The sequence below is a fragment of the Phormidesmis sp. 146-20 genome, from assembly GCF_052939475.1.
In genome coordinates this window covers 49,145-65,258 of record NZ_JBJPHT010000037.1, presented here as the reverse complement: position 1 = coordinate 65,258, position 16,114 = coordinate 49,145, and the positions used below count along the sequence as shown (strand labels likewise).

Sequence of the window (16,114 nt, the reverse complement as noted above, 5' to 3'; positions counted from 1 at the left end):
TTGAGGAATTGAGCAGCCTCCTTATCTTACAATTAATTCTACCCACCTACTTAACGAAACACTCGATTCACATCCCAAACAAATTCCGGCAACACACCTTCACCGGATAGGACGATCGGAGAAGGAATTGTTTCTACAGCCTGCCCCGGACGGTAGATTTTAGCTTGCGGTGTTTGCGGATCGAGCAACCAACCCAATCGAACGCCATTCTCAATATATTCCTGCATTTATGAATTTGATTGCCGCTCTACAAAGTATTCCTGACCCTGGGCGAGGGGCGGGTCAGCGTCTTTCCTGATGGGTGTTTCTGCGGTTCATCATTCTCGGCACCAGGCATGGCGAGGGGGATAGCGAGCAGGGTGGTTTCATACAAGAAAAAAATAGTGAGGATTTTTGATTCCTTCGTTGAGATTCGCTCAAAGTTACGAACGCTACGCGCCACAAAGTGTTCGCAGAGACTGAAAAATCAGGCTTCTGGGTTTTCCTTTTGGTGTACGAAACCACCCTGTACCCCAGAGTTGGGGGGTGGGGGCAGAAGCTGTGAACAACGAAGCGAAAAAACTCTCATCGAATTCACGTCACATTAGGCTTTACTGCCGACTGAAGGGCTGGAGGACGATCGCCGCTCCTTCTTGCCGCATCGACTCCGATAAAGCGCTCAAAATTTGCACCAGTTCTGCCCCTAACCACCCCGAAGAAATTTGAGAAGGCTGATTTTGTTGGACACAGGTCAAAAAATGGTCACAGACTTGCTGGAGTGGCTCACCAGGCGGCAGATTCAAACGTTCACGGCGTTGGTCAACTGGGATAAAGTGCGGCCCCTTTTTCTCAAACTGTCCACAATGCAGACATAGGGGATCGGCTACCAGTTCATCAAAAATTAACGCCCCCTGACTCCCGACCAGACTGATGCGCCGCTGTTTGTCAGGATTGAGCCAACTGAGATGAAGCGTTGCGCGAAAACCACTGGGGTAAGTGAGCGTCGCCCAAACCACATCCGCCAACCCTTGAGAAAAATCAGGCAGCCCCAACTGAGGCTGAAGCCAAACCTGACCCTTTGCCTGCACTTCACAGGGCAGTTCTCCTAGCCAATAGTTGAGAATCGCAATATCGTGAATCGCCAGATCCCACAAAGCGTCTACATCTTGTCGCACCGGGCTGAGATGAGTCCGAGCCGCATACCCGTAGCGCAAATTGCCCAACCTTTGGATCGCGTCCTTTCCAGTTAGCACTGCGGGATGAAACAGATAGGTGTGATCGATCACCAGTTGCCGTTGCTGTTGGGCGGCTAGACGACAAAGCTCTAACGATTCCTCGACCTTCAGGGTCAAAGGCTTTTCTGCTAAAACGTGAAAGCCCTGCTTGAGAGCGGCTGTAATCATCGGGTAGTGGGTGACGGCCGGAGTTGCGATCGCCACCCCTTCCACGCTGTCCAAGTCCATCACCTCTCGCCAGTCAGTTGTCAGCAAAGTTCGCTTGTCTAGATCAAACTTTTGGGTCGCCGCAGCCAGACTCTCAGCTTGAGGATCGACCACTGCCACTACCTGCGATCGAGGATTCTGCAAAAAATTTCGCAACAGATGCACACCCCACCGACCCACGCCAAAGACTGCAATTCTCGTTTGATGTGACATTGATTTTCCTAACGTTCTGAGTTTTGAGCGGTTCCCATTCAGCCCTCAAACGGACTCCGTTTCTTGACTCAGGGACACAAAAGCGACCTGGGCGGCTGCCTGTTCTGCGGCTTTACGCGATCGCCCCATCCCTCTGCCCAGACATTTTCCCTGAAGCCAAACTTCTGAAGTAAATCGTTCGGGATCGTTGTGAGTTTTCCCAGATTCCTGGGTGCGATATTCAGGTAAGACTTTTTGACGCCCTTGAGTCCAACTTTGTAGGGCAGCTTTGTAGTTTTGCCGCGCCGGGTCTGCCAAAATCTCAGCAGATAAGGGTTCAAAATGACGATCGAGCCACGGGCGAACTAGCTGTAGCGTATGAGTACTCAGATAAAGGGCTGCAAGAACGGCTTCTAGAGAGTCTGCGAGACGAGATTCTTTGCCGGCCTGATCCGCCATCGCACTCGCAGAAACCAGCAAATAGCGATCGAACCCATATTCATCAGCAATCAAAGCGAGAACACGATCGCTGACCAGAACCGATCGCATCGCGGTAAATTCGCCAACCTTAAGATTGGGATAGGTTTCAAGTAAAAACTCAGCCGCCGCCAGTTTAACCACGGCATCCCCGACGAATTCAAGCTGCTCATAGTTGGCCTCAGCAGAAACAGTCGAGTGCGTTAGGGCCAGGTCTAGCAGCTCCCAGCGAATCGCAGCCTGCTCAAGCACGCCCAATCGTTGTAATAGGGTTTGTAACTGTTGCTGACGGCGCGGATAGTGTAAGGTCATCCTTCAATCAAGTGTAGAGAGAACAGTCTTCTTCTACCCTACTCCTTACGCCTCATCCCAATCGCCCATTTTTTACTTTCAAGCAGAGCGGAGAAACTCATAGGTACGGCAAATCTCGCCGATCGTCGCCGTTGTCAACAGGGGAACTTCACAGGTTTCTCGCGTCGCTGCATCCAGCGTAATCGTAGTCACTTTTAGCTGATCAGAGGTGGGTAAAAAAGCCGTCGATTCTAGCTTGCCCAGATGCCAATGCTGAAGACGAACTTGCTCGATCGTCCCCGGAAACACCCCCGCCAAAAGCGCCAAGACCTCACTCGGTAAGCTAATAACAACCTGCCGCCCAAAGAATTCTTCAAACCCGGCCAGCAGTCTTTCGGCTCTCATCGCTGGATCGGGATGTTCGACAATTTTGTGGAGCCAGCGTCCCCATTGAATGCGCCGCCCATAGGCTCTGCGACGACCTTCAAGGGTGTGGAGGGGCAACAGTTCTGGGGAGCCGATCGCGATCACAGCTTGGTAACACTGCTCCGCCAAACTGCTGACGGCCGCGCCGGGGCCGGCAAACTCAGCATGAAACTCTTTGCAGAGAATCAGTCCACTCTTTTTTTGTTCGCTGATCGCTAGGAGGGGTTCAGAAGTGAGGGCAACTTCCGACCGTTGGGAGGGGATGAGGGTAGTAATCTGACTGTTCACGGGCTTATCCTACAGATCTGTAGGCACAGCGATCCTCTGGAATAAGGTAGACTTCCTGATGATTTCATCGTAAGTCAAGTTCCAGGCATCTTGTCGAATCGCGACAGCCACTTTGCGGAATCTACATAAATTAAATTTCTGCTTGAAAATTGCGGATTGGTGAAAAAGTTTGGGCGATTGCTTTGTAGCAGTTTTCGCGGCAGTTGATGGAAAGGTCGAGAAAGGGTGGGGTGAATTCAATCAAAAAAGGCTCTAAGGCTATTTCCACAAAAGAAGTTAACCCAAGGTCGGGTGGGCATTACAGACATCGACGAGACGCTATAGGGCTAAATTTGGGAAATTTACGCAATGTGCGACTTCTTTGATAGAAAGCTCCCAAGTGATCAACGCAATGGTCTCAAGTCGGACTGTCGCGACGAAGTGGAGAAGAGCCAGTCATAAGCCGGGTTCTGTTCTTTGAATGCAAGCACGAATGCAAAACACGAATGCAAAACACTCAGAGGGCAGTTATCTATCTGGGACATCTGTTGCCAAATGCCTCAAGCGGATGCGCTCCCAAAAGTTTCCTTCTGACAGCTCGGAACTGGAAAAAGACCAACCATTGTTCCTTCGACCTTGCTCCCAACCGGGGTTTACCGAGCCAGCACCTCTCGATACTGCTGGTACGCTCTTACCGCACCTTTGCACCCTTACCAATGAGAAGGATGAGGGATGAGGGATGAGGGATGAATTTGTAGTTCTTCCGTCTACCTTTGACCTTCAGCCTGACAACTGGCGGTATTTTTCTGTGGCACTGTCCTCACGATCGCTCGCACTGGGAATTACCCAGCAGGTCTGGTCTTTGGGGAGTCCGGACTTTCCTCAGACGGGTAAAAAACTTTTACCGCGTCCGCAACTGCCTACCCTGACTCTTCTCCATTTTCCAGTTTAGTCGGAGTTGGTGAACGATTACTTTTTGCGAGGGTTCCAGGGGAGGCCGGCTGTCCAGTCGAGTTTGGTGAGGGTAAAGGTGCAGATGACCTGGGTGCGATCGCCCGTGGGGGAGATAGTGTTGGGGCCAGTCAGACGCATGGTCAGATAAAGGGAAAATTTTACAGGTTCCTTCATCTCCATGAAGTTTTTGTAGCGTTTTCGCTGGGCTTCTGTAGATTTTTTGGGGTCTGGCTTCTCCAGATTAATGATGGTTTTGGCGATGTCCATTGCGCCATCGTCGCCTTTGCGGGTGAGCATGTCTTCAGCGACGATCGCTTCTTTGAGCGTTCTACCGGGGGCGATGACACTAAACACTTGGGTTTGTGAAAGATCGAGGGTGGTGCCAGGGGGCAGGCGGGTGACACGGCGCGATCGACCATCAAGATCCGTCATTGAGCAGTAGTCCCAATCGATGTAGATGGGGTGATCCTGGGATTTGTTGTTGATGCTGATGGCGAGTTGTTTTAGCGTGTGAAATTCGTAGTGCGAGTCAAATTTGAAGCTAACGCCAAGGATCTCTGAGAGATTGTGAGCGGCAAGGTGCTGTTTGAGTTCGTCGTCGTTTAGGGCGATATGAAACTCATCGTTAAACGAGTCTACAATTTGGTACAGAACATAAGTGACGCATAGCAGATAGACCGTAAGAAGCACAAAGTCGAGTTCAGTCATCGTTGACCCCAAACCTAAAGACGACGGACTGTAGACCTTATACCATCTCATCTGGCGTTCAAACGATTTGTGAGGCAGTTTTGTTAGAGGGCTAGCGGACACCCAAGTGAGGGGTATGACCCCTTAGTCAAATCGATATGGGCCTGGAAAGAGCAGGTTATGAAGGCAAAAAAATCGGCAGAGAAGTCTGATTCTTCCCTACCGAATTGAATGACACAAACTAGGAGCAAACGAGATTCAACGTTCATCAGTCTGAGCGATGCTTTTTGGGGTGTTTGTAATCTCCTTGATAGGGTTGTACTCCGGTTTCGGGATAAGAGTCATCGGTGGGGCCAAAAATGCGAGACATGGCACCAGAAATGTACGAAACAACGTCATCAATCACTTTAGGAAGGCTCATAAAATTCACCTCTGAACAGGTTGATTGGATGTGAGCTTGAAGCGAGTTGTGTATCCTGAGTGGTCTTGATCCTATGTGATTGATTATGATGAATTTCGGTTCAATTTAGACGTAAATACATTATTTATTTACGTTTATCGACTCGTCTCAGAGAGTTGTTTATATTTCGATATTTTTGGCTGGGTTTTGTTTCTGAAATAAAACAAATACGCTCGTTTGAGTCGAGCTTTGCAACTAGTTCTTAATATTTCAATCAAAAAAATTGCTGCTTTAAACCTGATTTGAGAGGAGTGATTTCTTCACGTTACCTGCAAGGGCCGTTCTTTAAAGATAATAAGTTTGTGCCTAGATTTCTATCAGTTTCTAACGTGATTTCTCTATACTTCTCCTACGATTCCTTTTTGGTGCGATCGCCAGAGGTTTTGATAGAAAGTACTATAAACAGAGTCGCCTAGAAGAGTTAAGTCGCTGTATATTTCGCCCTCTCCAGGTTTTTTACTCAACCATTTTGTATTTTTCTGCACCTTCGCCTATTGATTTTTGGTTTTTTTAACTATAATTATGGAATGGCTTCAACAGAGTTTTTCTAGTGCCCTATGAGCCTCCGTAGCCCAAAAACAACCCTCATTTAAGGAGAAACGGGTGGAAGACGCGGAATTAACGATCGCCTCCCATGACTACAGCCTTTTGACTGACCTATATCAGTTGACAATGGCAGCTTGCTACGTGGGCGAAAACCTCGATCAGCGCCGAGCCAGCTTTGAACTGACTGTCAGGCGTTTACCTGCTAAGTTTGGCTACTTGATTGCGATGGGTTTGGCTCAAGCGCTGGATTATTTAGAAAAACTTCACTTTAGCTCTCAACAGCTTGATGCACTGCGAGCTACGGGCATGTTTGATCAGGTTCCAGAACGGTTTTGGACGCTGTTGAGAGCGGCTCGTTTTACGGGAGACGTGTGGGCGGTTTCTGAAGGAACGGCTGTCTTTGCAAACGAACCTTTGCTGCGAATTGAAGCCCCACTTTGGCAAGCCCAACTTGTCGAAACTTATTTATTGAATACCCTGAATTATCAGACATTGATTGCGACTCGTGCGGCGCGATCGCGAGACATCGCCGGGTCACAAGCAACCCTTTTAGAGTTTGGCACTCGTCGGGCATTCAGTCCGCAGGCTTCTCTCTGGGCGGCTCGTGCAGCTTTGGCGGCGGGGTTTGATGCAACGTCCAATGTATTGGCTGCGGTGAAACTGGGGCGTAATCCGACGGGGACGATGGCCCACGCGCTGGTGATGGCGTTGAGTGCCATTGCGGGCAGTGAGTCAGATGCGTTTACCGCCTTTCATCGCTACTTTCCGGGTGCGCCGTTGTTGATTGATACCTATGACACGATCGCCGCCGCCCATCAGCTATCTGAACCTTTTAGAAAGGGCGAACTTGATTTGGCAGGCATTCGTATCGATTCGGGCGATTTGGTTTCTCTGTCTCAGCAGGTGCGCGAATTGTTACCCGGCGTTCCGATCTTTGCCAGCGGCGACCTGGATGAGTGGAAGATTGCCGAATTCAAAGCCGCAGGTGCCTGTATTGATGGCTATGGGTTGGGAACTCAGTTGGTGACAGGTGCGCCCGTGAATGGGGTTTATAAACTGGTCGAAATTGATGATATTCCCGTGATGAAGGAGTCGCCCGGAAAAATCACGTATCCTGGACGCAAGCAGATTTTTCGGCAGGTTGAGAATGGAAGGGTGGTGAGCGATCGTCTAGGTTTAGTTAACGAATCACCGATCGCCTCAGAACAACCGCTGATGCAGCTTGTAGTCAAACAGGGACAGCGTTTGCAAGAGTTGGAAAATTTGGGAACGATCGCCCACCGTACGGCCGCTTCTGTGATCAGCTTGCCACCTGAAACCCGTGACATCAATCAACCAAATTCTATTCCTCTAACCCTTTCTGGCTCCCTGTCCCATCTCATCGAAACAACCCGAAAGCATCCCTAGCACTTCCTGTCATCCCTCATCCCTCATCCTCCCCTCCATGCAGCAAATTGCTCTTTTTGGAACTAGCGCCGACCCACCTACCACGGGGCATTTGACCATTCTGAGGTGGCTGTCTCATCGCTTTGATGAAGTGGCGGTTTGGGCTTCTGACAATCCGTTTAAATCGCATCAGACTGCATTGGAACATCGGACGGCGATGCTGCGGTTGTTGATTCATGAATTGGATTTGCCCAGGCTTCATGAGTTGGATTTGCCCAGGCTTCATGAGTTGGATTTGCCCAGGCAAAATGTACAGGTTTATCCAGAATTGAGCAGTCCGCGATCGCTGATCACCGTAGAACGTGCCCAACAGCACTGGAACGGGGCAGAATTTACGCTCGTCATTGGTGCCGATTTGGTAAGTCAATTACCTCAGTGGTTTCGCGTCGAAGATCTGCTGAAACAGGTGAAACTATTGGTGGTGCCGCGACCTGGATATTCTCTCGTGAGCCAGGATCTAAACCGTTTGAGACAGATGGGAGCCGATGTGACGATCGCTGATCTCAGTGCCCCAGATGTTTCCTCGACCGCCTATCGTGAGCAGGGAGAGACTGAGAGCGTCACCCCGCCGATTCAAGACTATATCGATCGGGAGCAACTGTACGGATGTCACGCACGCAGAGAAAAACTGCCCATCCATTAAAAGGTGAGGCGCTTGCAGATTTTAGGGTTGGAGTCGATAACGCCATTTTTTCGGTCGATACGGCGCAAAATCGACTGCTGGTTTTGTTGGTAATGCGTCAGGAGGAGCCGTTTCTCGATCGCTGGAGTTTGCCCGGAACGCTGGTGCGTCGAGGAGAATCGCTGGAGAAAGCAGCTTATCGAATTTTGTCGGAAAAGATTCGCGCTCGAAATCTTTATCTAGAGCAGTTGTATACCTTTGGTGGACCAAATCGCGATCCGCGTGAGGCTGAGGACAGTTACGGAGTGCGCTATTTGTCGGTGAGCTACTTTGCATTAGTCCGGTTTGCCGAAGCTGAACTGATTGCGGATGGTGTGAGTGGGATTGCCTGGTATCCGTTGGATCAGTTGCCGCAGTTGGCGTTTGATCACAACACGATTTTGGAATATGGACATCATCGCCTCAAAAATAAATTGGAGTACAGTCCAGTGGCGTTTGATGTGTTGCCAGAAGTGTTTACGTTGAGCGATCTTTATCAACTTTATACAACCGTTTTGGGTGAGAATTTCTCGGATTATTCAAACTTTCGATCGCGCCTTCTCAAGCTAGGTTTTCTTTGCGATACCGGAATCAAAGTTTCACGAGGGGCAGGCCGTCCAGCCAGTTTATATCGCTTTGATGCCGAAGCCTTTGCGCCCTTAAAAGACAAGCCATTAGTGTTTATTTAATGGAGTAAAAACCGTGGGAATTGAAGAATTGTTGGCGGGAAAACGAGAGGAAATTTTAGCGATCGCTGCTCAACATGGAGCTTACAACATTCGTGTTTTTGGGTCGGTTGCGAGAGGAGAAGCTAGAGACGATAGTGATGTCGATTTCTTAGTCGAAGTTGGTTCCGATCGTAGTTCTTGGTTTCCAGTTGGATTGATTCAAGATTTAGAAGATTTACTAGGAAGGAAGGTAGATGTTGCAACTGAAAAAGGATTAAAAGATCGAATTCGAGAGCGAGTCTTAAGTGAGGCTGTCTCATTATGAGGAATGACCGTGAGAGGCTGCACGATATTCTGGAAGCAATTCTTCGGATCGAACGATATGCTAAACAAGGGAAAGAAGCGTTTGAGCAAGATGAATTGATTCAAACCTGGATCTCTTATCATCTGCAAGTGATTGGAGAAGCTGCTAGAGCTACATCATCTGAGTTTAAAGTGAAACATTCAAACTTACCCTGGATACAAGCGGTCGGTTTACGTAACGTTTTAGTTCATGAATATTTTCAGGTCAACAGCGAAATCGTATGGGCGATCGTTGAGATAGATTTACCCGATTTGAAGCAGAAAGTTGAAGCTGTTTTGCAGGAATTGAGTCAAGAATTATGATGAAAATTGCGATCGCTCAACTGAATCCTACGATCGGTGATCTTAAAGGCAATGCCCAACAAATTTTAGAAGCGGGACATCGAGCATCTAACGAAGACGCAAGGCTTTTATTAACGCCAGAACTTTCTCTTTGTGGCTATCCGCCTCGTGATTTGTTGCTCAATCCGAGCTTTGTGGAAGAAATGTCTAAAACGCTGCTTAAATTGGCGACACAATTGCCGTCTGAGTTAGCAGTTTTGGTAGGAACGGTGGATTTGAATGCGCGATCGCTTCAGACAGGTGGTAAGCCGCTTTTTAACAGTGTGGCACTTTTAGAACAGGGAAAGATTCGGCAGATTTTTCACAAAAGATTGCTGCCAACCTACGACGTATTTGACGAAGATCGCTACTTTGAGCCAGGCAATGAAGCAAATCATTTCACATTAGATTTAGGATCAACGTCTATTCATATCGGCGTGACAATCTGTGAAGATCTTTGGAATGACGAAGAGTTTTGGGGCAAACGAACTTATAACTTGAATCCGATCGCTGACCTTGCCCAAAGAGGCGTTGATTTTACGATCAATCTATCTGCCTCGCCTTATACAGTTGGCAAGCAAAAATTACGCGAATCGATGCTGAAGCATGGTGCAATTCGATTTAATCAGCCCATGATCTATGCTAATCAAGTTGGTGGAAATGATGATTTAATTTTTGATGGGAGTAGTGTGGTTGTCGATCGCCAAGGCAATTTAATCTGTCGCGCTCTTGGATTTGAGGCTGATTTTGTGACGGTTGATTACGATTTTGAAAAGCAAGATTTTTCGCCGAGTTCGATCGCGTTTGAGCCTGAATGTGATGAGGCTGAAATCTGGTCGGCGTTGGTGTTGGGTGTGCGAGACTATGCGCGAAAGTGTGGCTTTTCTAAAGTAGTGTTGGGCTTGAGTGGTGGGATTGATTCTGCGTTGGTGGCGGCGATCGCGGCCTCTGCCCTCGGTGCCGAAAATGTGTTGGGAATTTTGATGCCGTCGCCTTATAGTTCTGATCACTCAGTCGGAGATGCGTTAGCGTTAGCAAAAAATTTGGGAATTCAAACTCAAAAACTCCCGATTGAACAGTTGATGAATGCTTACGATCAAACGCTAGAAGAACTCTTTGCTGGAACGTCGTTTGGTGTTGCCGAAGAGAATATTCAATCCAGAATTCGTGGCACTTTGTTAATGGCAATTGCGAATAAATTTGGGTATCTATTGATTTCGACAGGCAACAAATCTGAGATGGCGGTGGGTTATTGCACGCTTTATGGCGATATGAATGGGGGATTGGCGGCGATCGCTGATGTCCCTAAAACGCGAGTGTATTCAATTTGTGAATGGCTCAATTGTCGAAGTTCATCGGAACTAATTCCTACCAACATTTTGACCAAACCACCCAGCGCCGAATTGAAACCTGGACAGGTCGATCAGGATTCTTTACCGCCTTATGAAGTGTTAGATGATATTCTCGATCGCTTCATTCATCAACATCAATCTGCCACAGAAATTATCGCTGCTGGACATGATGCAACGGTGGTCGATCGCGTAGTTAGACTGGTTACCATTGCAGAATTCAAACGTCGTCAGGCTCCTCCCGGAATTAAGATTACCGATCGTGCTTTTGGGACAGGTTGGAGAATGCCGATCGCCAGCAAACAAACCTCCTATTAACGAGTAGGATTTAGTAAGTCACAAACATCACCTGGATAAAGCGAATATGACTCAAACTAAGCAAAGGTTTTCAAGTTTTGAGGAATATCTTGGCTACGACGATGGAACGGACAATGTGTATGAATTATTCAATGGGGAGTTAATTGAAGTGCCGCCAGAGTCAGGATTTAATGTTGGGATTGCAGTTTTTCTGACAATTCAACTTGCTGCGATCGTAGGATATCTGAGAGTTAGACCTCATGGTTTAGAAGTTGAAGTGATGGGTGAACCTCGGAATCGATTTCCAGACCTGACCATTATTCGTGAGGAACACATTGCACAACTGGAGCGGCGCAATACCATTCGTCTGTCAATGGCTCCTCCTTTGTTGGTGGTTGAAGTGGTTAGCCCTGGCGACTTGCAGCGAGACCGTGATTACATTGCAAAACTTGGACAATATGAGGCGATCGCCATTCCTGAATATTGGATTATTGATCCCGAAACTCAGGTGGTGTCGGTCTGTGAACTAATGAATGGAGCTTATGAAATAAAGGAATTTCGAGGGAGCGATCGAGTTCAATCTCAGCTTGAAATCCTTCAAAATTTGCAGTTAACGGCTGAAGAGATCTTAAAAGCAGGCATTTAGAAAAGCGACATCTTGTCTAAGTTTCTATTGAGAAAATTTGTGCTGCGGTTAATGTTAATTCTGGAAAGGTATCGGAAATTATTCGGTCTTTTCCTCGAAATTGTTGCACTTGATACTCATTTTCAACTAGCTGATAAACCGAGAGGGTCGGCTGTTTGGGAGAGCCAATATATCGCTTTGCGCCCAGTCCTTTGAAATCGACAATCCAATACTCAGGAATGCCCATTTGCTCGTAGTCGGTCACCTTACGCCCATAGTCGGTGCCCCAGTTGGTGCTGACCACTTCTACCGCGAGTTTGATCGATTTACCCTGCTCGATCGTTGAGGCTTGTCTCCAGCGTGGCTCGTCTTCAAGCGCTGCCTTGTCCAAAACAAGAATATCTGGTTGATGGCCTGTGTCCTCACCGGGAGGCTTCACAAGGTAGGTTCTGGGAATGATGTAGGGCAATTGCAGTCGCCGAATTTCCAGAAACAACTCACCTGTGGTAAACGCGGTCACTTCTTCGTGATCACCTGTTGGCAACATCTCAATTACGCCTCCTCTATAAAGCTCGTAGCGCCCTTCTCCATCGGGATACCACGCTACAAACTCCTCAAAACTCATGAACTTTGGCGAAGCTTGAAACATGCTGCTTGCCTCTCTGATTTTTCAACTGATATTACGATAACGCGAACCAAAAGATTTTATATTAATGCTGGAATACTTCCATCAAACTGCTTCAAGATTTGTGATAAGTTAGCCTTAATCCTTCCACTAAGCAGGTATCCAATCTTGAGGTTAAAGGGTACAGGTAGATCATCGTTTAGTCCGCATGATTTGCCGAACAAGATGAAGCCGAGACAATTTTGCCGCCTGTGGTTCAACGTCAGTGAAGAAGACGAGAAAGCCAGAGGTTACCGTACACAATGCGTAAAACTCCTTTCCCGCGTGATCGGCTTAGAAGAAGACACGGTTGAGCGCTGGGGTTCAGGAGTCGATTTCCCTGGGATGCCTGACCAATACGAAAATACTCTGGGCTATGCCATGACTATCAAACGAATGCTAGAGGAAGGCGGAAGGAGTCAACGCGAAATCTTTCAGGCCGTCTTGCAACAGCTAGAAGATTCATAAAATTTATTATTGCACTATTCTCCAAGTTTTTACTGGAAACTCTCATCCAAAACTCTTGACCCCAACTCAGGGGTTTTTTATTGTCAGAGAGTTCAACTATTTTTCATGACCTCCAAAATATGAGTTATCAAGACTCGCTCAAGCCGTGGGTAATTTATCGTCGCCTGCCCAATTTTCAGCGTCAATTGATTGAGAGATTTCGTCGTCGCCCCCACGCGGAAGAATATTTGAAAGCAATTCAAACCCTTGACCCAGATGGCGAATTTGAAATTGTCTACGAGATGGTTCCTACCAAGAACGATTTAGATGAAGCCCGATCGCTCCCGTCATACCCCCAGCGGTCGATTTACAACTAAAAGAACCAGAATTAGTCTTAAATCATTTAGCGCGATCGCCATTTCGACTCGATCACCCGATAAAGTAGAGTGCGATGATAGGATAAAGTGATTCCTCAGAATTCCGACCGATATACTGGGAAACAAAAATTTCTAATCATGGGTGATGAGTGAGCGAAAGCCAGCGGACTCGTTGCCCACTCCTGTCTCAACCTACCTCCTCACGATCGCAGCGCAATGGTACTATCTTCGACACCCAATTCCACCGCCCGCAAGCTTTCTAAAGTCGAAGGACTCAAAGATCGCAGTGACTTTTTGCGGGAACCCGTCGCGTCTGAACTTCTCCTCGACACGACCCATTTCACCGAGGATGCCATCCAGATCCTCAAGTTTCACGGCTCCTACCAGCAAGACAACCGCGACAATCGGGTGAAGGGGCAAGAAAAAGACTATCAAATGATGCTCAGAACCCGCAGTCCGGGTGGCTTTATTCCTCCTCAGCTTTATCTAGCGTTGGATGATATTGCCAATGAGTACGGCAATCAGACGATTCGGGCTACGACACGCCAAGGGTTCCAGCTTCACGGCATTCTCAAGAAGAATTTGAAGGCGGCGATCGCCGCGATCGTTCGCAACTTGGGGAATACACTGGGCGCTTGTGGCGATGTCAATCGTAACGTCATGGCTCCTCCGGCTCCCTTTAGAAATCGCCCTGAGTACCAGTTTGCCTACGAGTATTCGCATCGAATTGCCGATTTGTTGACTCCTCAAACAGGCGCTTATTACGAAATTTGGCTAGATGGTGAGAAATTCATTTCAGCCGAAGAGAATCCTGAAGTCGTCGCGGCTCGTCAAAAAAATGGGACTGGAACGATCGTTCACGACAACCCCGAACCGATTTATGGCAAACATTACATGCCTCGCAAATTCAAAATTGCGGTGACGGTGCCTGGTGATAACTCGGTCGATTTGTATTCTCAAGATGTCAGTCTCGTCGTCATCACCAACGATCAGGGCGAACTCGAAGGCTTCAACATCTTTGCGGGTGGCGGATTGGGAAAAACCCACAACAAAGAAGAAACCTTTCCTCGGATTGCGGATGAGATTGGCTATGTCGCCAAAGACGATGTGTATGATGCCGTCAAAGCGATCGTCGCGACTCAACGAGATTATGGCGATCGCAGCGATCGTCGTCACGCCCGCATGAAGTATCTGATCGAAGATTGGGGAGTCGAAAAGTTTCGCGCCAAGGTCGAAGAATACTTTGGTAAAAAGCTGGAGCCATTCAAACCTCTGCCCAAATTTGAGTATCTCGACTTTCTCGGCTGGCAAGAACAGGGAGACGGCAAGCTGTTTGTGGGCATTTCGGTTGAAAACGGTCGCGTCAAAAACGAAGGATCATTTCAACTCAAGACAGCACTGCGCGAGATTGTTGAAACATACAATTTGCCAATGTTGGTCACGCCCAGCCAAAACCTGATTTTTTACGAAATTGATCCCGCTCAAAAGGACGAAATTCAAGCCATTCTGACTCGCTGCGGCATCAAGTCTGTCGAAGAGATTGATCCTTTAGTCCGCTACTCGATGGCTTGTCCTGCTTTGCCCACTTGCGGACTGGCGACGGCGGAATCAGAACGAGTCATCCCCAGCATTTTGGGACGGATTCGATCGCTCCTCACCAAAGTTGGGCTTCCCGATGAGCATTTCATCATTCGCATGACAGGTTGCCCCAATGGGTGCGCCCGCCCCTACCTTGCAGAACTGGGATTTGTTGGCAACGGCCCAGACACTTATCAAATTTGGCTTGGCGCTGCGCCCAACCAAACGCGACTGTCACAAACCTACATCGAAAAGCTGCACATTGATAATCTAGAAACTGAGCTAGAACCCATTTTTGTGTTATTCAAGAAATCGCGTAGTTTGGGAGAAAGCTTTGGTGATTTTTGCGATCGCCTCGGTTTCGATCAGATTCGTCAATTTGTCAGCAGTTACCAACTTTCAGAACCCATGATTGAAAATTCACTCGAAGATACGGCTGTGGCAGAAACGTCTCTAGAATCCGCCGCCGAAGATTCTGTAGAAGATACCGTCGTGGCCCAGGAGATGTCTGAGGAAGTTCTTGCCAAGCCCAAACGCAATCGAATTCCACGAGTCAGCATCCAGCGCGAAGTTTATCTCCGTCTTCAGCAAACCTCTGTCCAGCAAAACAAACCGATTACTCAACTGGTTGCTGAGGCGTTAGACGCTTATTTGCCGCCGATCGAGCCTTAGATCTCGATCAATTAGCAGCCCCCTAAATCCCCCACACGTAAGAGACTCTGAGCCGAAACTCTTATCCGGAAGTCTCCCAAAATTGGGGGTTGGGGGACTTTCAGACAAGATCTTGGGTTCAAAGTCCCTCACTCGTGGGGGATTTAGGGGGCTGCCTGGATTCACAACCGCAGCGAAAGATTTCATCGAATTCACGTTAATCCAGTTGATTTTCAATTTTATCGGTGGTCGATCGCCCTTCAAAATTCCTTCAGCTTTAAACATTGGGTGAGCAAACATGTTAGCTACTCCAATCAATCTCTATCTAGAACCAGGGCAAAAAGTAACGCTTCAGCCTGTCTCGTGGCAAGAGTTTGAAGCAATTTTGGCGAACCTTGGAGAGCATCGATCGTCGCATGTCGCCTATGCCAATCAAATCTTAGAGATTATGGCTCCCCTACCAGAACATGAGCGATCAAAAGTGCTAATTGCTGATTTGGTCAAAGCCATTTTGAAGACCCAAAAAAGACCGTGGGAATCTCTGGGATCTTCCACCTTTAAACGTGCAGGAATGGCGGTCGGAATCGAACCCGATGATTGTTTTTATATTCAAAATTACAGAGCCGTGATTGGTAAAGATCGATTAGATTTATCTGTCGATCCGCCTCCTGATTTAGCGATCGAAACAGATGTCACTTCAAAAACCGAAATCGATGCCTACAGAGCGCTAGAAGTGCCGGAGTTATGGATTTTTGCCAAGGGAATTCTCAAAATTAATGTGTTTCAAGCAGGCGAATATATCGAGTCTGAAGGGAGTCCAACCTTTTCAAACATTGCAATTTCACAAATCATTCCTCAATTCGTCAAGCGCGCCAAAATAGTTGGAGTCAGTCAAACTTTAGAAGAATTCGAGACTTTTTTGAGGAACGATCGCGAGTAGAGAAGT

The 16,114-nt window shown here is 47.8% G+C and carries 18 protein-coding genes and 1 other RNA gene; 11 read left to right on the top strand and 8 right to left on the bottom strand.

The window, feature by feature from the left end:
- Positions 1 to 50: 50 nt before the first annotated feature.
- The 7 genes from ACKFKH_RS23530 to ACKFKH_RS23500 form a co-directional block, all read right to left on the bottom strand.
- Entirely contained in the window at positions 51 to 227 is a 177-nt protein-coding gene (locus tag ACKFKH_RS23530; RefSeq protein WP_446860796.1) for a Uma2 family endonuclease, read from the bottom strand.
- A gap of 363 nt (positions 228 to 590) precedes the next feature.
- Positions 591 to 1,634 (bottom strand): Gfo/Idh/MocA family protein, encoded by a 1,044-nt coding sequence (locus ACKFKH_RS23525; protein WP_446860795.1) that lies wholly within the window; start codon positions 1,632 to 1,634, stop codon positions 591 to 593.
- Positions 1,635 to 1,679: 45 nt separating this feature from the next.
- Positions 1,680 to 2,402 (bottom strand): ribonuclease III, encoded by a 723-nt coding sequence (rnc, locus tag ACKFKH_RS23520; protein ID WP_446860794.1) that lies wholly within the window; start codon positions 2,400 to 2,402, stop codon positions 1,680 to 1,682.
- 78 nt (positions 2,403 to 2,480) lie between these two features.
- A complete protein-coding gene (locus ACKFKH_RS23515; RefSeq protein ID WP_446860792.1) occupies positions 2,481 to 3,095 on the bottom strand; it encodes a hypothetical protein in 615 nt (204 codons plus the stop codon).
- Positions 3,096 to 3,518: 423 nt separating this feature from the next.
- An RNA gene (rnpB, locus tag ACKFKH_RS23510) (RNase P RNA component class A) lies at positions 3,519 to 4,007 on the bottom strand.
- A gap of 36 nt (positions 4,008 to 4,043) precedes the next feature.
- The gene (locus tag ACKFKH_RS23505; protein WP_446860791.1) at positions 4,044 to 4,736 is read right to left on the bottom strand and encodes a hypothetical protein; all 693 of its coding nucleotides are present in this window, start codon (positions 4,734 to 4,736) and stop codon (positions 4,044 to 4,046) included.
- 247 nt (positions 4,737 to 4,983) lie between these two features.
- Complete coding sequence (locus tag ACKFKH_RS23500; protein ID WP_446860790.1) at positions 4,984 to 5,136, bottom strand: hypothetical protein; 153 nt, start codon at positions 5,134 to 5,136, stop codon at positions 4,984 to 4,986.
- A 642-nt stretch (positions 5,137 to 5,778) separates the two neighbouring features.
- On the opposite strand from ACKFKH_RS23500, the gene ACKFKH_RS23495 reads away from it, so the two are divergent.
- Genes ACKFKH_RS23495 through ACKFKH_RS23465 form a run of 7 tightly spaced genes read left to right on the top strand, consistent with a single transcriptional unit; the run spans position 5,779 to position 11,472 of the window.
- Positions 5,779 to 7,128, top strand: coding sequence for a nicotinate phosphoribosyltransferase (locus ACKFKH_RS23495; RefSeq protein ID WP_446860789.1), 1,350 nt, complete (start codon positions 5,779 to 5,781; stop codon positions 7,126 to 7,128).
- A 37-nt stretch (positions 7,129 to 7,165) separates the two neighbouring features.
- Positions 7,166 to 7,810 (top strand): nicotinate-nucleotide adenylyltransferase, encoded by a 645-nt coding sequence (locus tag ACKFKH_RS23490; protein WP_446860788.1) that lies wholly within the window; start codon positions 7,166 to 7,168, stop codon positions 7,808 to 7,810.
- Positions 7,774 to 8,517, top strand: coding sequence for an NUDIX hydrolase (locus ACKFKH_RS23485; protein ID WP_446860787.1), 744 nt, complete (start codon positions 7,774 to 7,776; stop codon positions 8,515 to 8,517). The genes ACKFKH_RS23490 and ACKFKH_RS23485 overlap by 37 nt, the downstream gene beginning before the upstream one ends.
- A gap of 13 nt (positions 8,518 to 8,530) precedes the next feature.
- On the top strand, positions 8,531 to 8,821 hold the full coding sequence (locus ACKFKH_RS23480; RefSeq protein WP_446860786.1) for a nucleotidyltransferase family protein: 291 nt from the start codon (positions 8,531 to 8,533) through the stop codon (positions 8,819 to 8,821).
- The gene (locus tag ACKFKH_RS23475; RefSeq protein WP_446860785.1) at positions 8,818 to 9,162 is read left to right on the top strand and encodes a HepT-like ribonuclease domain-containing protein; all 345 of its coding nucleotides are present in this window, start codon (positions 8,818 to 8,820) and stop codon (positions 9,160 to 9,162) included. The genes ACKFKH_RS23480 and ACKFKH_RS23475 overlap by 4 nt, the downstream gene beginning before the upstream one ends.
- Complete coding sequence (locus tag ACKFKH_RS23470) at positions 9,159 to 10,847, top strand: NAD+ synthase (RefSeq protein ID WP_446860784.1); 1,689 nt, start codon at positions 9,159 to 9,161, stop codon at positions 10,845 to 10,847. Before ACKFKH_RS23475 ends, ACKFKH_RS23470 begins: the two co-directional genes overlap by 4 nt.
- Before the next feature lie 46 nt (positions 10,848 to 10,893).
- Complete coding sequence (locus tag ACKFKH_RS23465; RefSeq protein WP_446860783.1) at positions 10,894 to 11,472, top strand: Uma2 family endonuclease; 579 nt, start codon at positions 10,894 to 10,896, stop codon at positions 11,470 to 11,472.
- A gap of 16 nt (positions 11,473 to 11,488) precedes the next feature.
- Here ACKFKH_RS23465 and ACKFKH_RS23460 read toward each other — a convergent pair whose 3' ends face one another.
- A complete protein-coding gene (locus tag ACKFKH_RS23460; protein ID WP_446860782.1) occupies positions 11,489 to 12,100 on the bottom strand; it encodes a Uma2 family endonuclease in 612 nt (203 codons plus the stop codon).
- A gap of 201 nt (positions 12,101 to 12,301) precedes the next feature.
- On the opposite strand from ACKFKH_RS23460, the gene ACKFKH_RS23455 reads away from it, so the two are divergent.
- The 4 genes from ACKFKH_RS23455 to ACKFKH_RS23440 all read left to right on the top strand — a co-directional run bounded on the left by ACKFKH_RS23455 (position 12,302) and on the right by ACKFKH_RS23440 (position 16,108).
- Complete coding sequence (locus ACKFKH_RS23455; protein WP_446860781.1) at positions 12,302 to 12,583, top strand: hypothetical protein; 282 nt, start codon at positions 12,302 to 12,304, stop codon at positions 12,581 to 12,583.
- A 119-nt stretch (positions 12,584 to 12,702) separates the two neighbouring features.
- Positions 12,703 to 12,939, top strand: coding sequence for a hypothetical protein (locus tag ACKFKH_RS23450; RefSeq protein ID WP_446860780.1), 237 nt, complete (start codon positions 12,703 to 12,705; stop codon positions 12,937 to 12,939).
- A 216-nt stretch (positions 12,940 to 13,155) separates the two neighbouring features.
- Positions 13,156 to 15,189, top strand: coding sequence for a sulfite reductase, ferredoxin dependent (gene sir, locus ACKFKH_RS23445; protein ID WP_446860779.1), 2,034 nt, complete (start codon positions 13,156 to 13,158; stop codon positions 15,187 to 15,189).
- Positions 15,190 to 15,466: 277 nt separating this feature from the next.
- Positions 15,467 to 16,108, top strand: coding sequence for a Uma2 family endonuclease (locus ACKFKH_RS23440; protein WP_446860778.1), 642 nt, complete (start codon positions 15,467 to 15,469; stop codon positions 16,106 to 16,108).
- The last annotated feature ends 6 nt before the right edge of the window (positions 16,109 to 16,114 follow it).